General features: G+C 67.8%; 16 protein-coding genes. 7 read left to right on the top strand and 9 right to left on the bottom strand.

Annotated elements, in window-relative coordinates; all coding sequences use genetic code 11:
* The 3 genes from BUE42_RS32795 to BUE42_RS30605 all read right to left on the bottom strand — a co-directional run.
* A partial coding sequence (locus BUE42_RS32795) for a hypothetical protein (RefSeq protein WP_200799066.1) occupies positions 1-707 on the bottom strand: 707 nt, incomplete at its 3' end.
* Positions 708-887: 180 nt separating this feature from the next.
* On the bottom strand, positions 888-2,519 hold the full coding sequence (locus BUE42_RS30610; RefSeq protein WP_073469207.1) for a rhodanese-related sulfurtransferase: 1,632 nt from the start codon (positions 2,517-2,519) through the stop codon (positions 888-890).
* A gap of 14 nt (positions 2,520-2,533) precedes the next feature.
* Entirely contained in the window at positions 2,534-3,103 is a 570-nt protein-coding gene (locus BUE42_RS30605; protein ID WP_073469199.1) for a cysteine dioxygenase family protein, read from the bottom strand.
* A 173-nt stretch (positions 3,104-3,276) separates the two neighbouring features.
* Between BUE42_RS30605 and BUE42_RS30600 the strand changes: the two genes are divergently transcribed.
* From BUE42_RS30600 to BUE42_RS30590, 3 genes are all read left to right on the top strand, one after another.
* Positions 3,277-4,368: an LLM class flavin-dependent oxidoreductase gene (locus BUE42_RS30600; RefSeq protein ID WP_073469197.1), complete on the top strand. Its 1,092-nt coding sequence runs from the start codon at positions 3,277-3,279 to the stop codon at positions 4,366-4,368.
* 10 nt (positions 4,369-4,378) lie between these two features.
* Positions 4,379-5,323 (top strand): ABC transporter substrate-binding protein, encoded by a 945-nt coding sequence (locus BUE42_RS30595; RefSeq protein WP_073469205.1) that lies wholly within the window; start codon positions 4,379-4,381, stop codon positions 5,321-5,323.
* A 91-nt stretch (positions 5,324-5,414) separates the two neighbouring features.
* Positions 5,415-7,757, top strand: a complete 2,343-nt coding sequence (locus tag BUE42_RS30590; RefSeq protein ID WP_073469195.1) for an alkaline phosphatase family protein — start codon at positions 5,415-5,417, stop codon at positions 7,755-7,757.
* Between the two features lie 17 nt (positions 7,758-7,774).
* Here the strand turns inward: BUE42_RS30590 and BUE42_RS30585 are convergent, their stop codons facing one another.
* Both BUE42_RS30585 and BUE42_RS30580 read right to left on the bottom strand, forming a co-directional pair.
* A complete protein-coding gene (locus BUE42_RS30585) occupies positions 7,775-10,486 on the bottom strand; it encodes a TonB-dependent receptor plug domain-containing protein (protein ID WP_083614802.1) in 2,712 nt (903 codons plus the stop codon).
* Between the two features lie 196 nt (positions 10,487-10,682).
* On the bottom strand, positions 10,683-11,129 hold the full coding sequence (locus BUE42_RS30580) for a MarR family winged helix-turn-helix transcriptional regulator (RefSeq protein ID WP_235002722.1): 447 nt from the start codon (positions 11,127-11,129) through the stop codon (positions 10,683-10,685).
* 108 nt (positions 11,130-11,237) lie between these two features.
* On the opposite strand from BUE42_RS30580, the gene BUE42_RS30575 reads away from it, so the two are divergent.
* Genes BUE42_RS30575 through BUE42_RS30560 form a run of 4 tightly spaced genes read left to right on the top strand, consistent with a single transcriptional unit; the run spans position 11,238 to position 14,640 of the window.
* Positions 11,238-12,395, top strand: a complete 1,158-nt coding sequence (locus tag BUE42_RS30575) for an FAD-dependent oxidoreductase (protein WP_073469191.1) — start codon at positions 11,238-11,240, stop codon at positions 12,393-12,395.
* 39 nt (positions 12,396-12,434) lie between these two features.
* The gene (locus BUE42_RS30570) at positions 12,435-13,031 is read left to right on the top strand and encodes an RNA polymerase sigma factor (protein ID WP_073469189.1); all 597 of its coding nucleotides are present in this window, start codon (positions 12,435-12,437) and stop codon (positions 13,029-13,031) included.
* Positions 13,031-13,393, top strand: coding sequence for a hypothetical protein (locus tag BUE42_RS30565; RefSeq protein ID WP_073469187.1), 363 nt, complete (start codon positions 13,031-13,033; stop codon positions 13,391-13,393). The genes BUE42_RS30570 and BUE42_RS30565 overlap by 1 nt, the downstream gene beginning before the upstream one ends.
* Positions 13,390-14,640, top strand: a complete 1,251-nt coding sequence (locus BUE42_RS30560) for an MFS transporter (protein ID WP_073469185.1) — start codon at positions 13,390-13,392, stop codon at positions 14,638-14,640. Before BUE42_RS30565 ends, BUE42_RS30560 begins: the two co-directional genes overlap by 4 nt.
* Positions 14,641-14,873: 233 nt before the next feature.
* On the opposite strand, the gene BUE42_RS30555 is transcribed toward BUE42_RS30560, so the two are convergent.
* The 4 genes from BUE42_RS30555 to BUE42_RS30540 all read right to left on the bottom strand — a co-directional run bounded on the left by BUE42_RS30555 (position 14,874) and on the right by BUE42_RS30540 (position 17,164).
* Positions 14,874-15,377, bottom strand: a complete 504-nt coding sequence (locus BUE42_RS30555) for a P-loop NTPase family protein (protein ID WP_073469183.1) — start codon at positions 15,375-15,377, stop codon at positions 14,874-14,876.
* Positions 15,378-15,539: 162 nt separating this feature from the next.
* Positions 15,540-15,917 (bottom strand): ASCH domain-containing protein, encoded by a 378-nt coding sequence (locus BUE42_RS30550; protein WP_200799065.1) that lies wholly within the window; start codon positions 15,915-15,917, stop codon positions 15,540-15,542.
* A 131-nt stretch (positions 15,918-16,048) separates the two neighbouring features.
* Positions 16,049-16,528: a GNAT family N-acetyltransferase gene (locus tag BUE42_RS30545; protein ID WP_073469179.1), complete on the bottom strand. Its 480-nt coding sequence runs from the start codon at positions 16,526-16,528 to the stop codon at positions 16,049-16,051.
* A gap of 219 nt (positions 16,529-16,747) precedes the next feature.
* Positions 16,748-17,164 carry a DUF4844 domain-containing protein gene (locus tag BUE42_RS30540; RefSeq protein ID WP_073468899.1) on the bottom strand — a complete coding sequence of 139 codons (417 nt, stop codon included), beginning with the start codon at positions 17,162-17,164 and terminating at the stop codon, positions 16,748-16,750.
* Between the last annotated feature and the right edge of the window lie 72 nt (positions 17,165-17,236).

Here is a 17,236-nt window from a genome sequence, read left to right as displayed (position 1 = left end):
CGGTGCAGGTTGCTGACCCACTGCAGGCTGCCCATCACGCCGGCGCGGTTCTCCACCGCGCCGATGTCGGTCAGCGCCCCCGAGGCGGTCGGGATGCGGCTCGCGTTGTCGTAGGTGAACTGCAGCGTCGTGCGCCCGATCGCCAGCCCCGTGTCCACCACCTCGCGCTTGACCCCGCGCAGCGGGTAGATCGGGTTGCCCTTGCACACCTCGCACTCGGGGGGCGGGGGGTCCGAGGCGTACGGCACGGAGATCTCCTCGAGTTCGACTGCACAAGCCTGCGTCGCTTCATCCCAGACCTGGCCTGGCGGGCAGCCGCAATCATGTGCGTCGTTGCTGTAGATGGTCCCCGAAGGACAGTACTTGGTGATCGAGAACGGATGGTCCAGCGCGCCCCACCATGCATAGGTGCGTTCCCAGCAGCCAGCGCTTCCCCCCCATGAGACGTTCGAGGTGGAATACGAACACGACAGGTACTCATGGTGCAAGGTCGCGTCGTGCGGACAGCCATCGGCCCACGCGATCCACGCCCGCATCACGCCCTCGGGCGTGGCGGCTTTCAGAATCGCACCCTGGCAATTCACCGGGTTTCCCGTGTCCAGCTCCCAGTACCCTGCGGCCCTCGCAGGATCGCTCGCCATCGCCATCGCCAGCACACACATCCACGGCGCCGCCAGCGCCCACAGGCGCTTCCATCCGCTCGACATTCAGTTCTCCCTGATGACCCGCGTACCTCGACAGGCCCGCTGTCGCACCCTCTTCGTGGGAGTGGATCAACAGCGGAGCGAGCGCATTAGACGGGAACGGAATGACCGGAGCAAGTGCCTGTCGCGACTCGCCGACAGTTATTGACGATTTGCAATTCCTTCACGGAACGCAAGCCAGCGTCACATCGGCGCGAAATGATGGGATCCATCGCGTTTCAGCTGCGCGACCAATCCGAATTCCCAATCGAGGTAGGCCTGCATCGCAGCCTGTGCGTTGTCGGTGCCCTCGTACGGGCGGCGGTAGCGGTCGGTGCGCGGTGATGCGAGCCGCTGTTCGCCAGCCTCCACCGGCAAGCCCGCATCGGCCCACGCCGCGGTGCCGCCCAGCAGCACGTGCACCTCGGCCTGCGGACCCAACAACTCCTGCAGCTCGTGCGCTGCAAACGGCGCTAGCAAACTGGTCCCGCAAGTCACCACGATGCGCCGCGCCGGCGGCAGAACTTTCAATGCCTCGTGCAGCTGCGAGCGCAGCACGAACCACGCGCCGGGGATGTGGCGCTTCACGTGGCTCGCACTGGTGGTCACGTCGATCACCTGCACATCCGAGCCGGGGCTCGCGAGCCAGTCGGCCAGCGTCTGTGGCGTGATGCCATGCACGTACGGCGGCGCGGGTCGCCGTGGCGCATCGGCGCCCGTCTCCCGTCCATCCGACGCCGCATCGGCATCAAGCAGCGCCACCTCCCAGCCCATCTGCGCCAACCACGACGCGCTCATCTCGGCACGCACGCCCGTATCGCACGACCCGGCCGGCGTGCCATCGTGGTCCACCAGCACGATGCGCGCACCGCGCACCGGTGCGTGCACGTCGGTCTCCTGCACCAGCTGTCCGCCGGGCGCACTGCGGAATCCTGCGCGATGCCCCGCCGCGTACTCCTCCGGCGTGCGCACGTCGAAGCGATACGTCGTGCGCCCCGGCTCGGCCACCCAGTCCGACAGTTGCGCGGCACCGATGCGCCGCACGCCCGCACGCTCGGCGACAGCCCGCGCGTCGTTCCGCGCCGCCTCGCGTGCCGCATCGCTCGCAGGCCCGAAGCGCCGCGCTGCGCCATGTTCCAGCGATTGCCCCGCCAGCGTCCAGCCGATCGTGCCGTTGCGCAGCGCGCTGACCGGGTTCGGGATGCCCGCGTTCACCAGCGACTGCGCGCCGATGATGCTGCGCGTGCGTCCCGCGCAATTCACGATCACGCGCGTGGCCGGATCCGGCGCGAGGTCGCGCACGCGCAGCACCAGCTCGGCACCCGGTACGCTGGTCGAGCCGGGGATGTTCATCGTCTGGTACTCGTCGAAGCGGCGCGCATCGAGCACCACCACGTCGGCCTTCGCGTCGAGCAGCGCCTGCACCTCCTCGGCCGCGAGCGACGGCGTGTGCCGTGCTTCTTCGACCCACTCTCCGAACGACTTGCTCGGCACGTTGACATCGCGGAACAGCTCCAGCCCCGCGGCCTCCCAGCCCGCCAGCCCGCCGGCCAGCAGGTGCACCTGCGTGTAGCCGAGGCTGCGCAGGCGCTGCGAGGCGCGCAACGCATCGTCCACACCCTCGCCGTAGACGACGATGCGCGTGTCGCGCCGCGGGATGCGGCCCCACGCATCGAGCTCGATGCGCCCGAGCGGAAAGTTCGCCGCCCACAGCGGGTGCGATTGCGCGAACGGGTCTTCCTCGCGCACATCGAGCAGCGCGGTCTCGTCGCGCGCCAGCAGCGCGGCATGCACGTCGACGGGGTTCAGGGCGGGGATCACGGGGGTGTCGGTCATGGTGACGATGTCGATCAAGAAGGCAGCGGGGAGTAGCCGGAAACGAACGAACGGCGCTGGCCGTCCTCGGTGTAGACCGAGCGCTCGACCGCGCCGATGTCGGCGCCGTACACGTGGATGCTGATCGACGTGCGGTCGTCGAAGGCGTTGGCCACCCGGTGGATGTCGCCGACGCTCGGCGACACCGCATCGACCGCGCCCTGCTCCAGCCGCACCGGCGCGCCGGCCGGCACCAGCTTGCTCTGCCCGGCGAAGCGATAGCCCTGCGCCACCTCCGCACCGCGCAGCACGCCGATCAGCCCCCACACCGTGTGGTCGTGGATCGGCGTCGCCTGCCCCGGCCCCCACACGAAGCTGACGACCGAGAAGCGCGCCCGCGGATCGCGGTGCAGCAGGTACTGCCGGTAGCGGTCTGCACCGGGCTGTGAATGCGACGCCGGCAGCCAGTTGTCGTGCGCGACCAGCCCGGCCAGCAGCGCGCCGACATCGCGGCGAATCGCCGCCTCATCGGTCCGCTCGTCGAGCCGGTGCGAGACCTGGTCGATGAAGTCCTGCAGCGCACGGTCGCCATGATCGGTTCGCATCGTCGAGTCTCCTTCCCGTCCGCACATGGTGACGAAGCCACACAGGCTACACGCCCACGCGCCTTCTGCGAATCATGCAGATCGCATAACCAGCCCCGAAATCATTATTTGCGACGCTCGCGCCGTCGTCGCTACTGTCCTCCTTCGACATCTTCAGAGAGCAGGACACCGCAATGAGCATCGAATTCATCGGCATGATCCAGACCCAGAAAGTCTCGGAGACGCATGCCGCGCAAGGCCCGGCGATCGACCGCGACTACGTGCGCCGCTTCGCGCAGGCGCACGAGCAGGCCGGGTTCGACCGCGTGCTGGTGCCGCACCACTCCACCGGCCCGAGCGCCACGCTGACGATCTCGTATGCGGCGGCGCACACCGAGAAGATCCACTTCATGCTGGCGCACCGGCCGGGCTTCACCGCGCCGACGCTGGCGGCACGCCAGATCGCGTCGCTCGACCAGTTCAGCGGCGGCCGGGTCGGCGTGCACTTCATCTCCGGCGGCTCCGACGACGAGCAGAAGCGCGACGGCGACTGGCTGACGCACGACCAGCGCTACGAGCGCACCGATGAATACCTGACGGTGCTGCGCCGCATCTGGACCGAGGACAAGCCCTTCGACCACGACGGCAAGCACTACCGCTTCCAGGCCGGCTTCTCCGAGGTGAAGCCGCTGCAGCAGCCGCATGTGCCGATCTACTTCGGTGGCGCGTCCGATGCGGCGATCCCGGTGGCCGGCAAGCATGCCGACGTGTACGCGCTGTGGGGCGAATCGCTCGACCAGGTGGCCGAGCTGACCGGCCGCGTGCGCGCCGAGGCGGCGAAGCACGGCCGCAGCGTTCGCTTCTCGGTGTCGTTCCGCCCGATCCTCGCCGAGACCGAAGACCAGGCCTGGGCGCGCGCCGAACGCATCCTCGAAGACACCCGCCGGCTGCGCGTGCAGGCCGGCTACAGCCGCGGCGGGCCGCAGCAGAGCGTCGGTGCGCAACGGCTGCTGGCCGCCGCGGCGAAAGGCTCGCGCGTCGACAAGCGGCTGTGGACGGCCATCGCGCAGGAGACCGGCGGCCGCTCGAACAGCACCGCGCTGGTCGGCACGCCGGAGCAGGTGGCAGAAGCCTTCCTCGACTACCACGCGCTCGGCGTCACCACCTTCCTGATCCGCGGCTTCGACCCGCTGGAAGATGCGATCGACTATGGCCGCGAGTTGATCCCGCGCACGCGGCAGTTGGTGGCTGAACGGCTTGCGGCCGGCACCCGCCGCGCCGCCTGAAGGAGACCCCATGACCCACCACCACATCACTCGCCGCCACCTGCTGGTCGGCACCGCCGCCGTGCTGGGCGTCGGCTCGGTGCGCGCCGAGCGGCCTCTGCTGAAAGCCGGCGACCAGAAAGGCGGTCTGCGCGCGCTGCTCGAATCCGCCAATGAACTGCAAGGCCTCGCCTACGACATCCAGTGGGCCGAGTTCCCGGCCGCCGCGCCGCTCGCCGAGGCCCTGAATGCCGAGGCGGTCGACCTGGGCCCGATCGGCGATGCGCCGCTGATCTTCGCGCTGTCCAACGGCGTGCGCGTGAAGGCGATCGGCGTGAACCGCTCCGACCCGTACGGCACGGCCGTTCTGGTGCGCCCCGACTCGCCGCTGAAAACGGCGACCGACCTGAAGGGCAAGCGCATCGCGACCAACCGCGGCTCGATCGGCCACCACGTCGCGCTGAAGGCGCTCGCGTCGGCCGGGCTGAAGGCCGATGCCGACACCTTCCGCTTCCTGCCGCCGGCCGACGCCAAGCTCGCGCTGACGCAGGGTTCGGTCGACGCCTGGGCCACCTGGGAGCCCTACACCGCGCTGGCCGAGACCGCGGGCCACGCGCGCGTGCTGGTCAACGGCCGCGGGCTGTCGTCAGGCCTGAGCTTCCTCGCGGCGACCGACAGCGCGATCGCCGCGAAGCGCCCCGCGCTGCAGGATTTCGCGCAGCGCGTCGTGCGCGCGCAGCGCTGGTCGTACCAGCACGTGCCGGAGTTCTCGGCGGCGCTCGCGCGGATCATCGGCATCTCACCCGAAGCCGCCCGGCTGCAGTTCGAGCGCCGCCAGCAGCGCTGGATCGCGGTCGATGCCCAGGTGCTGGCCGACCAGCAGGCCACCGCCGATTTCTACCTCGAGGCCGGGCTGCTGAAGCAACGGATCGAGGTGCGCAACAGCTTCGACGGCGGCTTCGCGCCGGCCGCCTGACGCGATTTCAGAAGTCTTCAGGCCCGGCACCTATCCCCGCGCCGACCTGCTCCCGAGAATGTGCGCTCATCCACTCTCGGCGAGGCCGATCATGAGCATCGATGCCAACTCCACCCTGGGCAACCTCTATTGGTACCGCCACGATGGCTGGAAAGACGGCACCGAGCGATGGACAGGCAAGAACCTCGTCGGCCGCGGCGGGTGGCAGGACTACAAATCCGTCTTCGCCACCAGCGACGGCATCGTCTATGCCATTGGCTGGGACGGCAACCTGCACTGGTACCGCGACGCCGGTTGGCAGGACGGCACCGAACGCTGGGAGAGCACCGTCGTCGGCCAGGGTGGGTGGGCCACGTACCGCACCGTCTTCGCGACCAGCGACGGCATCCTCTATGCCGTCGGCTGGGATGGCAATCTCTATTGGTACCACCACGAAGGCTGGCAGGATGGCACCGAGCGGTGGAGCGAACGAAAGCTCGTCGGCTCCGGAGGCTGGGGCATGTACGTCAGCGTGTGCGCCACCAGCGAAGGTGTGCTCTACGGCATCACGCCCGATGGCGACCTCTATTGGTATCGCCACGACGGCTGGCAGGACGGCAGCGAGCGCTGGACCGGCAAGAACCTCGTCGGGCGCGGCGGCTGGCGCCAGTACACCAGCGTGTTCGCCACCAGCGACGGCACGCTGTACGGCATCACGCCCGACGGCAACCTCTACTGGTACCAGCACAAGGGCTGGGAGGACGGCACCGACGACTGGCGCGGCGCGAACCTCGTGGGCCGCGGCGGCTGGAGCGGGTACACGAACGTCTTCATGACGAGCGACGGCATCCTGTTCGGCGTGCAGAACAACGTGCCGTCCCGGATCAAGCACATCGTCTACCTGATGCTTGAGAACCGCTCCCTCGACAACGTCCTGGGCTGGCTCTATCCGAACGGCCAACGCCCCGACCGTGTCATGGCGCCGCTCGGAAACAACGATCCCGACTACAACGGCCTGCGCCCCGAGACCTACTACAACGTGGGCGCCAACGGCGTCAAGCACTGGATCCAGAAGGGCACGCTGAACAGCTGGGTGCCCGAGTGCGATCCCAATGAAGACTACGTGCACGTCAACAACCAGCTCTTCGGGAGCCAATCGAATCCACCTGCCAACCAGACCGCCGGCATGGGTGGCTTCTACCAGGACTTTGCCGGCGACGGCTGGCGCTACGGGCTCGACGAAGTCATGCAGACCTACACGCCCGCCGAGTTGCCGGTGCTCAACGGCGCGGCGCGCCACTATGCGGTGTCCGACGCGTACTTCTCGTCGGTACCCACGCAAACCAATTGCAACCGCGCCTTCGCCGCCACCGGCAATTCGCTGGCGCCCGACCCGGATACCGGCGCGCTGCAGGCCTGGGTCAACAACAACATGTGGAGCAGCGGCGAGAACTGGCTCTACTTCAACCAGCGCACGATGTTCAACGTGATGGAGGACGCCGGGATGAAGTCACCCAGCGACTGGATGGTGTTCTCCAGCGAAAGCTGGTGGTTCGCGGACGGCATGTGCTTCACCCGCGACATCCTGACCCAGTTGGGCGACTCGAAATACGACGCTCATTTCGACGGGATCGATGCCTTCTACGACCAGGCACGCAAGGGCTCCCTGCCCTCGGTGTGCTTCCTGGAACCCAAGTGGGGCTACGGCTACAAGCGCCACGGCCCGGGGGCGCAAGGCAACGACTATCACCCCCCGAGCAACGTCGCGCCGGGCGAGCAATTCGTCAGCGACATCCTGCAGGCACTGCAGTCCGGCCCCGGCTGGAACGAAACGCTGTTCATCATCAACTTCGACGAGCACGGCGGCACCTATGACCACGTCGCGCCGCCGTGGCATGCCGCGGTGCCCTGGGGCGAGGGCTCGGCCACGCCGGCCCCCACGCAGAGCGAGCTGGGTTTCGGTTTCGACCGCTACGGCGTGCGCGTTCCGCTGATCCTGGTGTCGCCCTACATCGAGGCCAACACCGTCTTCCGCGCCGGGCCGACGACGCCGTTCGACCATGCCTCGGTCATCGCCACCATCCTGACGATGACGGGCATTCCGCGCAGCGACTGGAAGCTCGGCAATCGCGTCCAGAACGCACCGACCTTCGAGTCGGTCCTGACGCGCAGCGCGCCGCGCACCGACACGCCGCAGATCAAGCCGAGCGCCGCCGCGCTGGCGGCCATCGCCGACGACTCGGCCCTGGATCCGCCACCCTCCGGGCTGCAACGTGAAATCGCGTCGCGCATGTTGCGGGAGTTCCTGTCGCGGCATGCCCCGCTGCAGCCGCTCGCGGGTGCGGCGAGCGTCGGCACGGCCGAGGACATCTACCGAGCGCTGGACGACGTGAAGACGATGTCCGAACTGGGTGCCCTGGTGACGCGGGTCGTGGGCGAGCCGCCGCTGCGCTGATCGCAGCAACGCGGGCCTCAGCTCCCGCCGAACTGGTGCTCGAACTCCACCCAGCCCTGCCGCCCGTGCGAGCTGTAGAACCCAACCGGGTAGAACGGCCAGCCGCCGGTGTCGTCGCGCACCGTCTTGTTCGCGACGTTGTTGACGATCAGCGTCAGCCGCGTGTGCTTCGCGAACTGGTAGCTGCCGCTCAGGTTGTGCAGCCATTGCGGCGGCACGAAGCCCTCGTCGCCATCGGCGATGCGGCCGTAGCGGCTCGACGTGAGCGTGGCGCTCCAGTCGCCGAAGCTGCCGTCCAGCGTCGCGACCAGCTTGGTCGGGAAGCCCGCGAAGTCGCGCGTGCCGATCTGGTTGATCGCGGCGTCGCCGGCGAACTGCTGGTACGTGAAGCTCTGCACCCGCGTGTACTTCGCGGCGACCTGCCAGCGGCCCCAGCCGTCGGTCGCCCAGCGGTAGCGCACGCCGAGGTCGAAGCCGCGCGTGCTCTCCTGCGCGGCGTTGATCGGGTTGACCGCGATCTCGTAGACCTCGCCCGGCCGCACCACCGCATTCGCCGGGTTGCGGCGCACGCGCGAGAACGTGTCGACGCAGCTCGGGCTCGCCGGGTCCCTGGCGCCGCTGCGGCAATCGGCCTCGTCGCGCAGCAGCTTGTCGGCATCGAGCGTCGTGACCAGGTCGTCGATCTCGATCTTCCAGAAGTCGACCGACGCCTCGAACTGCGAACTCGGCGACCAGAACGCGCCCAGCCCCCAGCTGCGGCCGTTCTCTGACTTGAGGTCGGCACTGCCGTTGCTGACGTAGTTGAACCCGGGCGACACGTTCGCGAACTCGCAGGTCGCCACCGGCTGGCCGGCCTGCGCGCAACGCAGGTAGTCGGTCGATGACGAGTAGTAGCCGCGGCTCTCGGCGGTGTAGATGTAGTTCATGTCCGGCGCGCGGAAGCTGGTCGCGTGGTTGGCGCGCAGCAGCAGTTCGCGGCTCGGCCTGAACTCCAGCCCGGCCTGCCAGGTCAGCTTGTCGTCATGCCGGCCGGCGAACGCGTAGTCGTCGTAGCGGCCGGCGAGCGTGGCCGTCACCTGGCGCGACAGCGGCGCGTTCAGCTCGGCGCCCAGCGCCTGGCGCTGCCGCGTGCCCTTCACCTCGGCCACCTCCTTGGTGTTGTAGAACACGCCCTGCCCCAGCCGCGGGTCCGAGCGGTTGCTGAAGCCCTGCGAGCCGAGCTCGGCCACCGCCGCCAGCTGCAGCGGGCCCGCGGGCAATTGCAGCAGGTCGCCGCGCACGCTGGCGCTGATGCCGTGGTTCCACGAGCGGTTGTCGCCGTTGCTGGCGCCGCTGATCGAGCCGTACTCGGCGGCCGTCAGCGGCGTGTACAGCCGCGCCGGATCGGGCGCGTAGATCGGAATGCCGTCGGCGTCGGTGCCCTGCTGCGGGCCGAGGAAGAAGCTGTCGACCGAGGCCAGCAAGCGCGGCGTGACGGTCTTGCTGCGGTAGGCCGACGCGTTGTAGGCCACCTCGTAGTTCCAGCCGTCCACCAGCTCGCCGCGCGCGCCGAGCGCGAGGTTGCCGGTGGTGTCGCGCCATTCGCGGTTGAAGCGGGTCACGCCGCCCAGTTCCTCGGGCGCGAGGCGGCGCGTCCAGGTCTCGAGATCGCCGGTGTTGGCATTGCGGAAGTAGCTGCTGCTCGCGCCGAGCGAGGTCCAGCTCGGCCCGCGGGTGTTGTTCTCGGTCTTCGCGACGCCCAGCAGCGCCTCGGCGAACAGCGTGGTCTTCGGCGTCAGCGCGAGGTCGAACAGGCCCGCGAGGTTGGCGGTCTCGTTGCCGGTCTGCGTGGTCCAGTAGGTCGGCTGCGCGCGGCCGCTCGCGCAGTAGTTGCGGCTGCCCACCTGGTAGTGCTGCGTGCTGCCGTCGAAGAGCCCGCCGAGCGCATCGCAGGCGGTGCCGGCGTCGACATACGCGCCGGTGTCGGCATTGCGGCGCGACGCGATCGCCGTCGGCGCGGCGCCGGCCCGTGTGGTGTCGGCCATGAAGTCGCGCTGGCGGCTCCAGATCGGCTGGCGCTTGCCGAATTCGAGGCCCCAGACGCCGGTCACCGCGTCGCTCGAGACGCCTCCGCTGAGCTGCACCCGCAGGTTCTCGCCGCCGCCCTGCTGCGTGGTGCCGGCCTTCACGTTCAGGTGGATGCCGTCGAGCTGCTTCTTCAGGATGATGTTGACGACGCCGGCGATCGCGTCGGAGCCGTAGATCGCCGAGGCGCCGCCGTCGAGGATCTCGATGCGGTCGATCAGCGCCGACGGGATGTTGGCGAGGTTCACGAAGTTGACCTCGCCGTCGTAGGCGGTCGGGTAGTCGGCGACGCGGCGGCCGTTGATCAGCGTCAGCGTGTGGTTCGGGCCGAGGCCGCGCAGGCTGATCGCGTTGGCCGCCGGCGTGAAGGTGTTGCCGAAGTCCTCGCCCTGCGTGAAGCCGGTGTTCTGCGTCAGGCCCGCGAGTGCGTCGAACACGTTCTTGTAGCCCTGGCGCTCGAGGTCCTCGCCCTTGATCACGGTGACCGGGCTCGGCCCTTCGGCTTGCGCCCGCAGCAGGCGCGAGCCGGTGACCTGCACGCCGGGCAGGTTCTGGCCCTCGGGCTCGGCGGCGTGTGCGGGGATGACCGCGGCGAGCAGCAGGCTGCTGAGGAGCGCGGAGATCGAGGGTGGGGACGCGGTTCGCGGTGGTGTGCAGGAAGGCATGTTGAAAGGGTCACGGAGAAAACAGTGACCGCAGGCTACGCACCGACATCGGAGGACACAACGAAGGGAAGCTCACATGCAAACGCGGATAGCGAGGGCGCAGTGAGGAAGTGTGACGTGCCCCCTTCCTCCGACGGAGGTATACCCGTTCGGGCCGAGCCTGTCGAAGCCTCGTGCATTGCGAGCAGGCCCTTCATCAGCCGGCCCCGCCGGGTTCGACCGGTTCGCCCTCGCCCCCCTCCATCCGGTCGAGGTTCGCGTTCAGCCGCTGCAGCAGCGCCGTCAGCTGCTCGGCCTCGGCCGCGCTGAAACCGTCGAGCGCCTCGACCGTGCGCGCGTCGAGCAAGGCCTTGGCCTTCGGCATCTTGCGCGCCGCCGCCGGCGTCAGCGAGATCAGCCGGCTGCGCTTGTCGTCCGGATCGGCCACGCGCTCGACCAGGCCGTCGCGCTCCATGCGGTTCAGCAGCTGCGCCATGCTCGGCTGCTCGACATGCGCCAGCCGCGCCAGCTCGGCCTGCGACAGTGCCTTGCCGCCCTTCAGCGACACCAGCACCGGCAGCTGCCCCATCGCGAACCCCAGCTCCCGCATCTCGCCGTCGACCAGCCGGATGAAAACCCGCGAGGCGCGGCCGACGAGCTTCAACGGATTCGGGGGATGTGTCGGGTGATCTGTCATGGCGGGCTTGACGATATATAGGATGCTATCCTAATATGCATAGGAACCTATTTTAACGGAACGCCGATCGACCCCATGCACAAGCACCCACGCATTGCCATCATCGGCGCCGGCCCGGGCGGGCTCACGCTCGCGCGCATCCTCCACCTGGGCGGCATCGAGGCCACCGTCTTCGAGCGCGAGGCCGATGCGCTGGCCCGGCCGCAGGGTGGCACGCTCGACCTGCACGAGGGCTCGGGGCTGCTGGCCGTCGAACGCGCCGGGCTCGATGCCGAGTTCCGCGCCATCGCGCGCTACGACGACCAGGGCACGCGGCTGATCGACAAGGCCGGCCGCGTGCTGTTCGACGACCCGAACCCGGGCGCCGGCAACCGGCCCGAGGTCGACCGCACCGCGCTGCGCGCGATGCTGCTCGGCGCGCTGCCGTCCGGCACGGTGCGGTGGGGCCGCGCGCTGCGCGAGCTGCGCGCCGAGGCCGATGGCCGCTGGACACCGGTGTTCTCCGACGGTGAAGGCCAGCACGACGGCGGCCCATTCGACCTGGTCGTCGGTGCCGACGGCACCTGGTCGCGCGTGCGGCCCCTGCTGTCGGCCTACCAGCCGCAGTACAGCGGCCTGACCTTCATCGAGTTCGGCATCGACGACATCGACGCCCGCCACCCGGCCCTCGCGCGGCTGGTGGGCCGCGGCAAGCTGGATGTGCTCGGCGATGGGCGGCAGATCATCGCGCAGCGCAACGGCCATTCGCACGTCCGCGGCTACGCGATCTTCCGCGTGCCCGCCGACTGGGCGGCGCAGCGCTTCGATCTCGCTTCGCCAACCGCGGTGCGCGACCAACTGGTCGCCGAATTCGCCGACCATGCCGACGCGGTCACCGACCTGCTGCGCGCGAGCAACGGCCACTTCGTCGCGCGACCGATCCATGCGCTGCCGGTCGGCCACCGCTGGACCCACCGGCGCGGGCTGACGCTGCTGGGCGACGCGGCGCACGTGATGTCGCCGTTCGGTGGCGAGGGTGTCAACGCCGCGATGCTGGATGCGGCCGAACTGGGTCGTCACCTCCTCGAAGACGCCGGCTGGGACCGCGCGGTCGCCACGTACGAGGCGCAGATGTTCGAGCGCGTGATCGACGCCGCCAGCGGCTCGGCCGAGGCCGCGGCGGTGCAGCTCTCGCACGACGCGCAGGCGATCACGCTGGCGCACTACCGCAGCCATGTCGCCGAGTTGGCCTGATCGCCACAATATTCCAGCGCCAGGAACGTCTTCCCTGGCATGGATCCGCCAACGCCGCCCGCTCTCGTGACCTTGCCCGACGCCGATCGCGACCCCGAACACGAGATCACCGCCACGGTGCGGCGCGAGTCCGGGCGGCTGGGCGCATTCATCCGGCGCCGCGTCGCCGACCCGACCGACGCGGAAGACATCCTGCAGGACGTGCTCGAGGAGTTCGTCGAGGCCTACCGGCTGCCGTCGGCGATCGAGCAAGTCAGCGCCTGGCTGTTCCAGGTGGCGCGCAACCGCATCGTCGACCGCTTCCGCAAGAAGCGCGAGGCGCCGCTGCGCGACAGTGCCGACCCGGACGACGACGACACGCGGCTGGACCTGGCGCTGCCGGACCCGGACGGCGGGCCGGAGGCGGCCTATGCACGGTCGGTGCTGCTGGGCACGCTGCAGCAGGCGCTCGACGACCTGCCGACCAACCAGCGCGAGGTGTTCATCGCACACGAGCTGGACGGCCTCAGCTTCAAGGCCATGGCCGCAGAAACCGGCGTGCCGCTCAACACCCTGCTCTCCCGCAAGCGCTATGCGGTGCTCTACCTGCGCTCGCGGCTGCAACCCATCTACGACGAATTCGAAGGAGAAACATGATGAGATTCAAGGCAATGTTCCTGGGGCGTTTCTTGCTGGGGCTGATCGCGATCGCCGCACTGGGCGGCGTGGTGATGGGCCTGTGGAACGCGGTGATTCCCGGGTTGCTGACGGGTGCGCAGGCCATCGACTACCCGCACGCGCTCGGCCTGCTGCTGCTGTGCCGCATCCTGTTCGGCGGCTTCCGCGGGTATGGTGGCTGGCGCGGCGGCTGGCATGGCCACCGGTTCGGGCGGCGCGGACGATGCGGCCCCGACTGGCACGCGATGACCCCCGAGGAACGTGAGCGGTTTCGCCGCGGCCGACATCCCGATGGCAGCCCCGACCATCGAGCCGACGCCCGCACCGGAGCCCCTGAATGAGCACACCTTCCCTCGCGGCCCCCGCAACGCCCCAGGCGTTCTCGCCCTACCAGAAGGTCGTGCTGGGGCTGCTCGCCTTCCTGCAGTTCGCCGTCATCCTCGATTTCATGCTGATGGCGCCGCTCGGCGCGCTGATCATGCCGGCGCTGTCGATCACGCCGAAGCAGTTCGGGCTGGTCGTCTCGGCCTATGCGTTCAGCGCCGGCGCGGCCGGGCTGCTGACGGCCGGTTTTGCCGACCGCTTCGACCGCAAGAAGCTGCTGCTGTTCTTCTACGGCGGCTTCGTGCTGGGCACGCTGTGGTGCGGCCTGGCGCCGGACTTCGAGAGCCTGCTCGCGGCGCGCATCGTCACCGGCCTGTTCGGCGGCGTGATCGGCTCGATCGTGCTCGCGATCTCGACCGACCTGTTCCCGGCATCGATGCGCGGCCGCGTGATGGGGCTGATCCAGACCGCATTCGCGGCCAGCCAGGTGCTGGGCTTGCCGGCGGGGCTGTACCTGTCGAGCCACTGGAACTGGCACATGCCCTTCTTCGCGATGGCCGCGCTCGGTCTGGTCGGCGGCCTGGTGGTCGCGTGGCGGCTGCAGCCGGTGGATGGGCACCTGAAGCTGCCGCAAGAGCGTGGCGCCTTCGAGCACCTGATGCACACGGTGGCCGTGCCGCGCCACCTGCTGGCCTTCGCGGCGACCGCGTTGCTGACCACCGGCGGCTTCATGCTGATGCCGTTCAGCAGTGCGTTCACCGTCAACAACCTCGGCATCGACCTGCACAGCCTGCCGGTGGTGTACCTGGTGACGGGGCTGTGCACGATCGTCTTCGGGCCGCTGATCGGGCGGGCCGCCGACAAGTTCGGCAAGTTCCGCGTGTTCACGGTGGGCACGCTGGTGGCGATGACGATGGTGCAGATCTACACGCACCTCGGCCCGGTGACGCTGCCGGTGCTGATCGCGGTCAACGCGATGCTGTTCGTCGGGATCTTCTCGCGGATGATCCCGTTCCAGGCGATGGTGGCCGGCGTGCCGTCACCGGCCCAGCGCGGTGCGTTCAACTCGATCAGCGCTTCGGTGCAGCAGTTGTCGGGCGGCGTCGCGTCGGTCATCGCGGGGCACATCGTCACGATGGGCGCCGATGGACGGTTGCAGCATTTCGAGTGGGTCGGGCACGTGGTGGTGGCGGCGTCGGTGGTGGCATATCTGCTGCTGTGGCGGTTGCAGCGTGGCGACAAGCCGGTGGCTGTGGCGGGTTGAGGATCTCGTCGTCGGCCCTTCTTCCACACAGCCTCGGCCGATTGCCGCCGGGCGCCGGAGGTGGTCAAAAGATCGGTCGAGCTTTGCGGCAAAAAGGACGCTCGTCAACGCGCCGCGCTCCAACCCGGGCGAGATCCGGTTGAACGTCCGCTGTGCGCGCACGCGAACTGGAGCTATCGTCCCGTTGCGGACATTGCAGGCGTCAGATTCGGCTCTTCGAAGTCGCCGTTCATTTAAAGCTTGGAGCTGAGGTCGGCAAACGCCGTTACCTCACTTCTCTGACGAAGACAAGTCTTTGCACCTGGGAAGTCGTTGAACAATCGTTCGTGACCGGAGTGCGAGCTTGAGCCTTCTCGCGTTCTGTACGTCTCGGACCAGCTGAGCAGAGCATTGAACGAATCATCTGTTCCGCCCCGGCGTACACCGCGCTGCTTGAGGTTGACAGCGCATTCGGCCTCATCAAGGCATAACCAGATCAGCGCCGTTGTCATCGAGGTAACCTCACGTGCGAGCCAGCCGTAGATGCCTTCGATGACCCAACTGCTTGATCCAGTGGCGGCCTCTCTTGCTAGTTCAATTGCACGCTCCCTACCCCGTGCAACGTTGAATCCGCCTGGTTCCCAATGGATCAGATCGAGATCAAGGTGCGGAGCCTGGAGAGAACCGGCAATCCGTTCGGCCAGCCAACTCTTTCCAGAGCCCGAATTCCCAATGATGAGAGTTCTCGTCAGGTTCATGTCGGACGCTGGGAAGTCGTGGAGTAAAGGAACAAGCTGCCGAAAGCCAGGTGATCGCGCGCCATCTGATTTCGCCGACGCGTCGCAGTCTACAGGTCGCACGGGCCAGGCACCGTGACCGCCAGCTGATGCTGGCGACCAACTGCAAGTAGCCGGTTGCAGCTACTGCGCTAACAACAGCGCAAGGTCACTTGGGTCAAGGGGCACGTCGTACAGCTTGCGCGCTGCGATTACCTTCAGCGGGCCTGCAATGCGTCGAACGTTGCAGATGCGCCATGCCCAGTAGCCAGGGGCCCAGGCGGTGGCGCAAGCAGGTTCGATCTCCGTGGGCAGCCAAGGCTTAACTCCGGCGATATCTACGACAGCCACCAGTCGTCCGTCATCATCCGAGTCGCCGTGTGCGGACAAGAAGCGCCCGTTTTCAACGATCAGCAAATCCGTCAGCGGCAGGGTCTCGGGACGCCACGATCTGACTTCAAGTGTCTTTCGACCGAAAGCGATGCTGGTGCCGCTGGGCGCTACGATTGAAAGTGCAAGCAAGATTCGATTTCCAGCGAGCATCGGGTATCAAAGATGCAAGCATAGCCTGCGGCGTTCCGCGCGGCATGCCGACAAGCCGACATTGGCGACCGTCCGCAGGTGGCCGGACGGCGACACCGAATCATTACCGACTAATCCCTCGCAGCGAATGCCGTTCGGTACTTGACGAAGCCACGTTTGGTCGAACCTGAATACCCACATCGCTCGAAGAATCTATGAGCGCGCTCCCGGCCCGCGGCGCTCAGTAACATGATCTTGGAACAATCTGCTGCAGTGCAGAAGGCCTCGACGGCTTGCAAAAGGCGCTCGCCGATGCGCAAGCTGCGCGCCGCTTCGTCGACGATGATGTTCTCGACCACCGCGAACGGTCGTCGACCAAACATCACGTCGGCACAAAGCGAGACCATAACCGTGCCGAGTACTGCGCCACCGTCCTCGAAAACGAACAGCGCAGTGTTCGGATCGTTCGCTACCTCCGTCAGCCGCTCCGGCAACACGCGAATCGCCGGATTCGAGACCAGCATCGCGTAGAGCCGTGCGATACCCGATGCGTCCGACTCGGTGGCTTTCCGGACGACGCCGGCGACGTCTGAAGTTCTCTTGTCAGGCATGAGTCATTGTCGTTCGGGTGGCAGCTCGATCACCACACTGCCTGTTCGTCGCCGTCTGCGGCTTCGCACTGGGGAGGCCGGATCGTTTCGCTCCCTCTCAATTCGCAACGGGCAACCGCCAGGAACGCGATCGCACGGCCCCGCGAGCCCGATACCGGTCGCTCGCGAATGGCGGACTCCTGTCGAAACTCACCGCTCCCATTTCGAGCGCAAAACGCGTCATATGGAGATCATGAACCGGCTGAAAGCGCCTCGGTCGCTCTTGATCCCCAAGATCTTGAAAATGCGCGCGAGGTAGTCGACGCACGGTTCTCTCGCCTCGGTGTCTTCCAAGTAAAACGCTTCGACGGTCGGAGTCATCTGTCCGAAGACCCATGTGTCGCTCGGGTTCGCCTGTATGCCGGCAACGAGTCGATCGATGAGTGAGTTGATGAGCGGCTCAAGGCGGCGGCGCTCCTCCACGGCAGGTGCGCCCGGCAGGTTGAGAAACTTGGGCTCCTTCCGCAAGGCCTCGAGAGCAGCAACCGTACTTGCGTCGATATGCAGGATTACTGAAGCGCCCGGAGAGGCTTTCGCCGTCAGCACCGGCAGGAACACCAGAAGTGCGAGCGCGGAAGTGCAGGTACGTCGGCTCATGATGAGAGTATGCGATGAGGTGGGCGCGGGGGGCCTGCCTGCTCAATAGCAGTCACTCGCGACCGGCAGCAA

Origin of the sequence: Rhizobacter sp. OV335 (assembly GCF_900142965.1) — a bacterium.
GTDB lineage: Bacteria > Pseudomonadota > Gammaproteobacteria > Burkholderiales > Burkholderiaceae_C > Rhizobacter.
This window is presented reverse-complemented; position numbering and strand designations above follow the sequence as displayed.

Bases quoted from the DNA above. Each gene is read 5' to 3' on its own strand.
- BUE42_RS30610 (WP_073469207.1), bottom strand. From the start codon at position 2,519: ATGACCGACACCCCCGTGATCCCCGCCCTGAACCCCGTCGACGTGCAT.
- BUE42_RS30605 (WP_073469199.1), bottom strand. From the start codon at position 3,103: ATGCGAACCGATCATGGCGACCGTGCGCTGCAGGACTTCATCGACCAG.
- BUE42_RS30600 (WP_073469197.1), top strand. From the start codon at position 3,277: ATGAGCATCGAATTCATCGGCATGATCCAGACCCAGAAAGTCTCGGAG.
- BUE42_RS30595 (WP_073469205.1), top strand. From the start codon at position 4,379: ATGACCCACCACCACATCACTCGCCGCCACCTGCTGGTCGGCACCGCC.
- BUE42_RS30590 (WP_073469195.1), top strand. From the start codon at position 5,415: ATGAGCATCGATGCCAACTCCACCCTGGGCAACCTCTATTGGTACCGC.
- BUE42_RS30585 (WP_083614802.1), bottom strand. From the start codon at position 10,486: ATGCCTTCCTGCACACCACCGCGAACCGCGTCCCCACCCTCGATCTCC.
- BUE42_RS30575 (WP_073469191.1), top strand. From the start codon at position 11,238: ATGCACAAGCACCCACGCATTGCCATCATCGGCGCCGGCCCGGGCGGG.
- BUE42_RS30570 (WP_073469189.1), top strand. From the start codon at position 12,435: ATGGATCCGCCAACGCCGCCCGCTCTCGTGACCTTGCCCGACGCCGAT.
- BUE42_RS30565 (WP_073469187.1), top strand. From the start codon at position 13,031: ATGAGATTCAAGGCAATGTTCCTGGGGCGTTTCTTGCTGGGGCTGATC.
- BUE42_RS30560 (WP_073469185.1), top strand. From the start codon at position 13,390: ATGAGCACACCTTCCCTCGCGGCCCCCGCAACGCCCCAGGCGTTCTCG.
- BUE42_RS30555 (WP_073469183.1), bottom strand. From the start codon at position 15,377: ATGAACCTGACGAGAACTCTCATCATTGGGAATTCGGGCTCTGGAAAG.
- BUE42_RS30545 (WP_073469179.1), bottom strand. From the start codon at position 16,528: ATGCCTGACAAGAGAACTTCAGACGTCGCCGGCGTCGTCCGGAAAGCC.
- BUE42_RS30540 (WP_073468899.1), bottom strand. From the start codon at position 17,164: ATGAGCCGACGTACCTGCACTTCCGCGCTCGCACTTCTGGTGTTCCTG.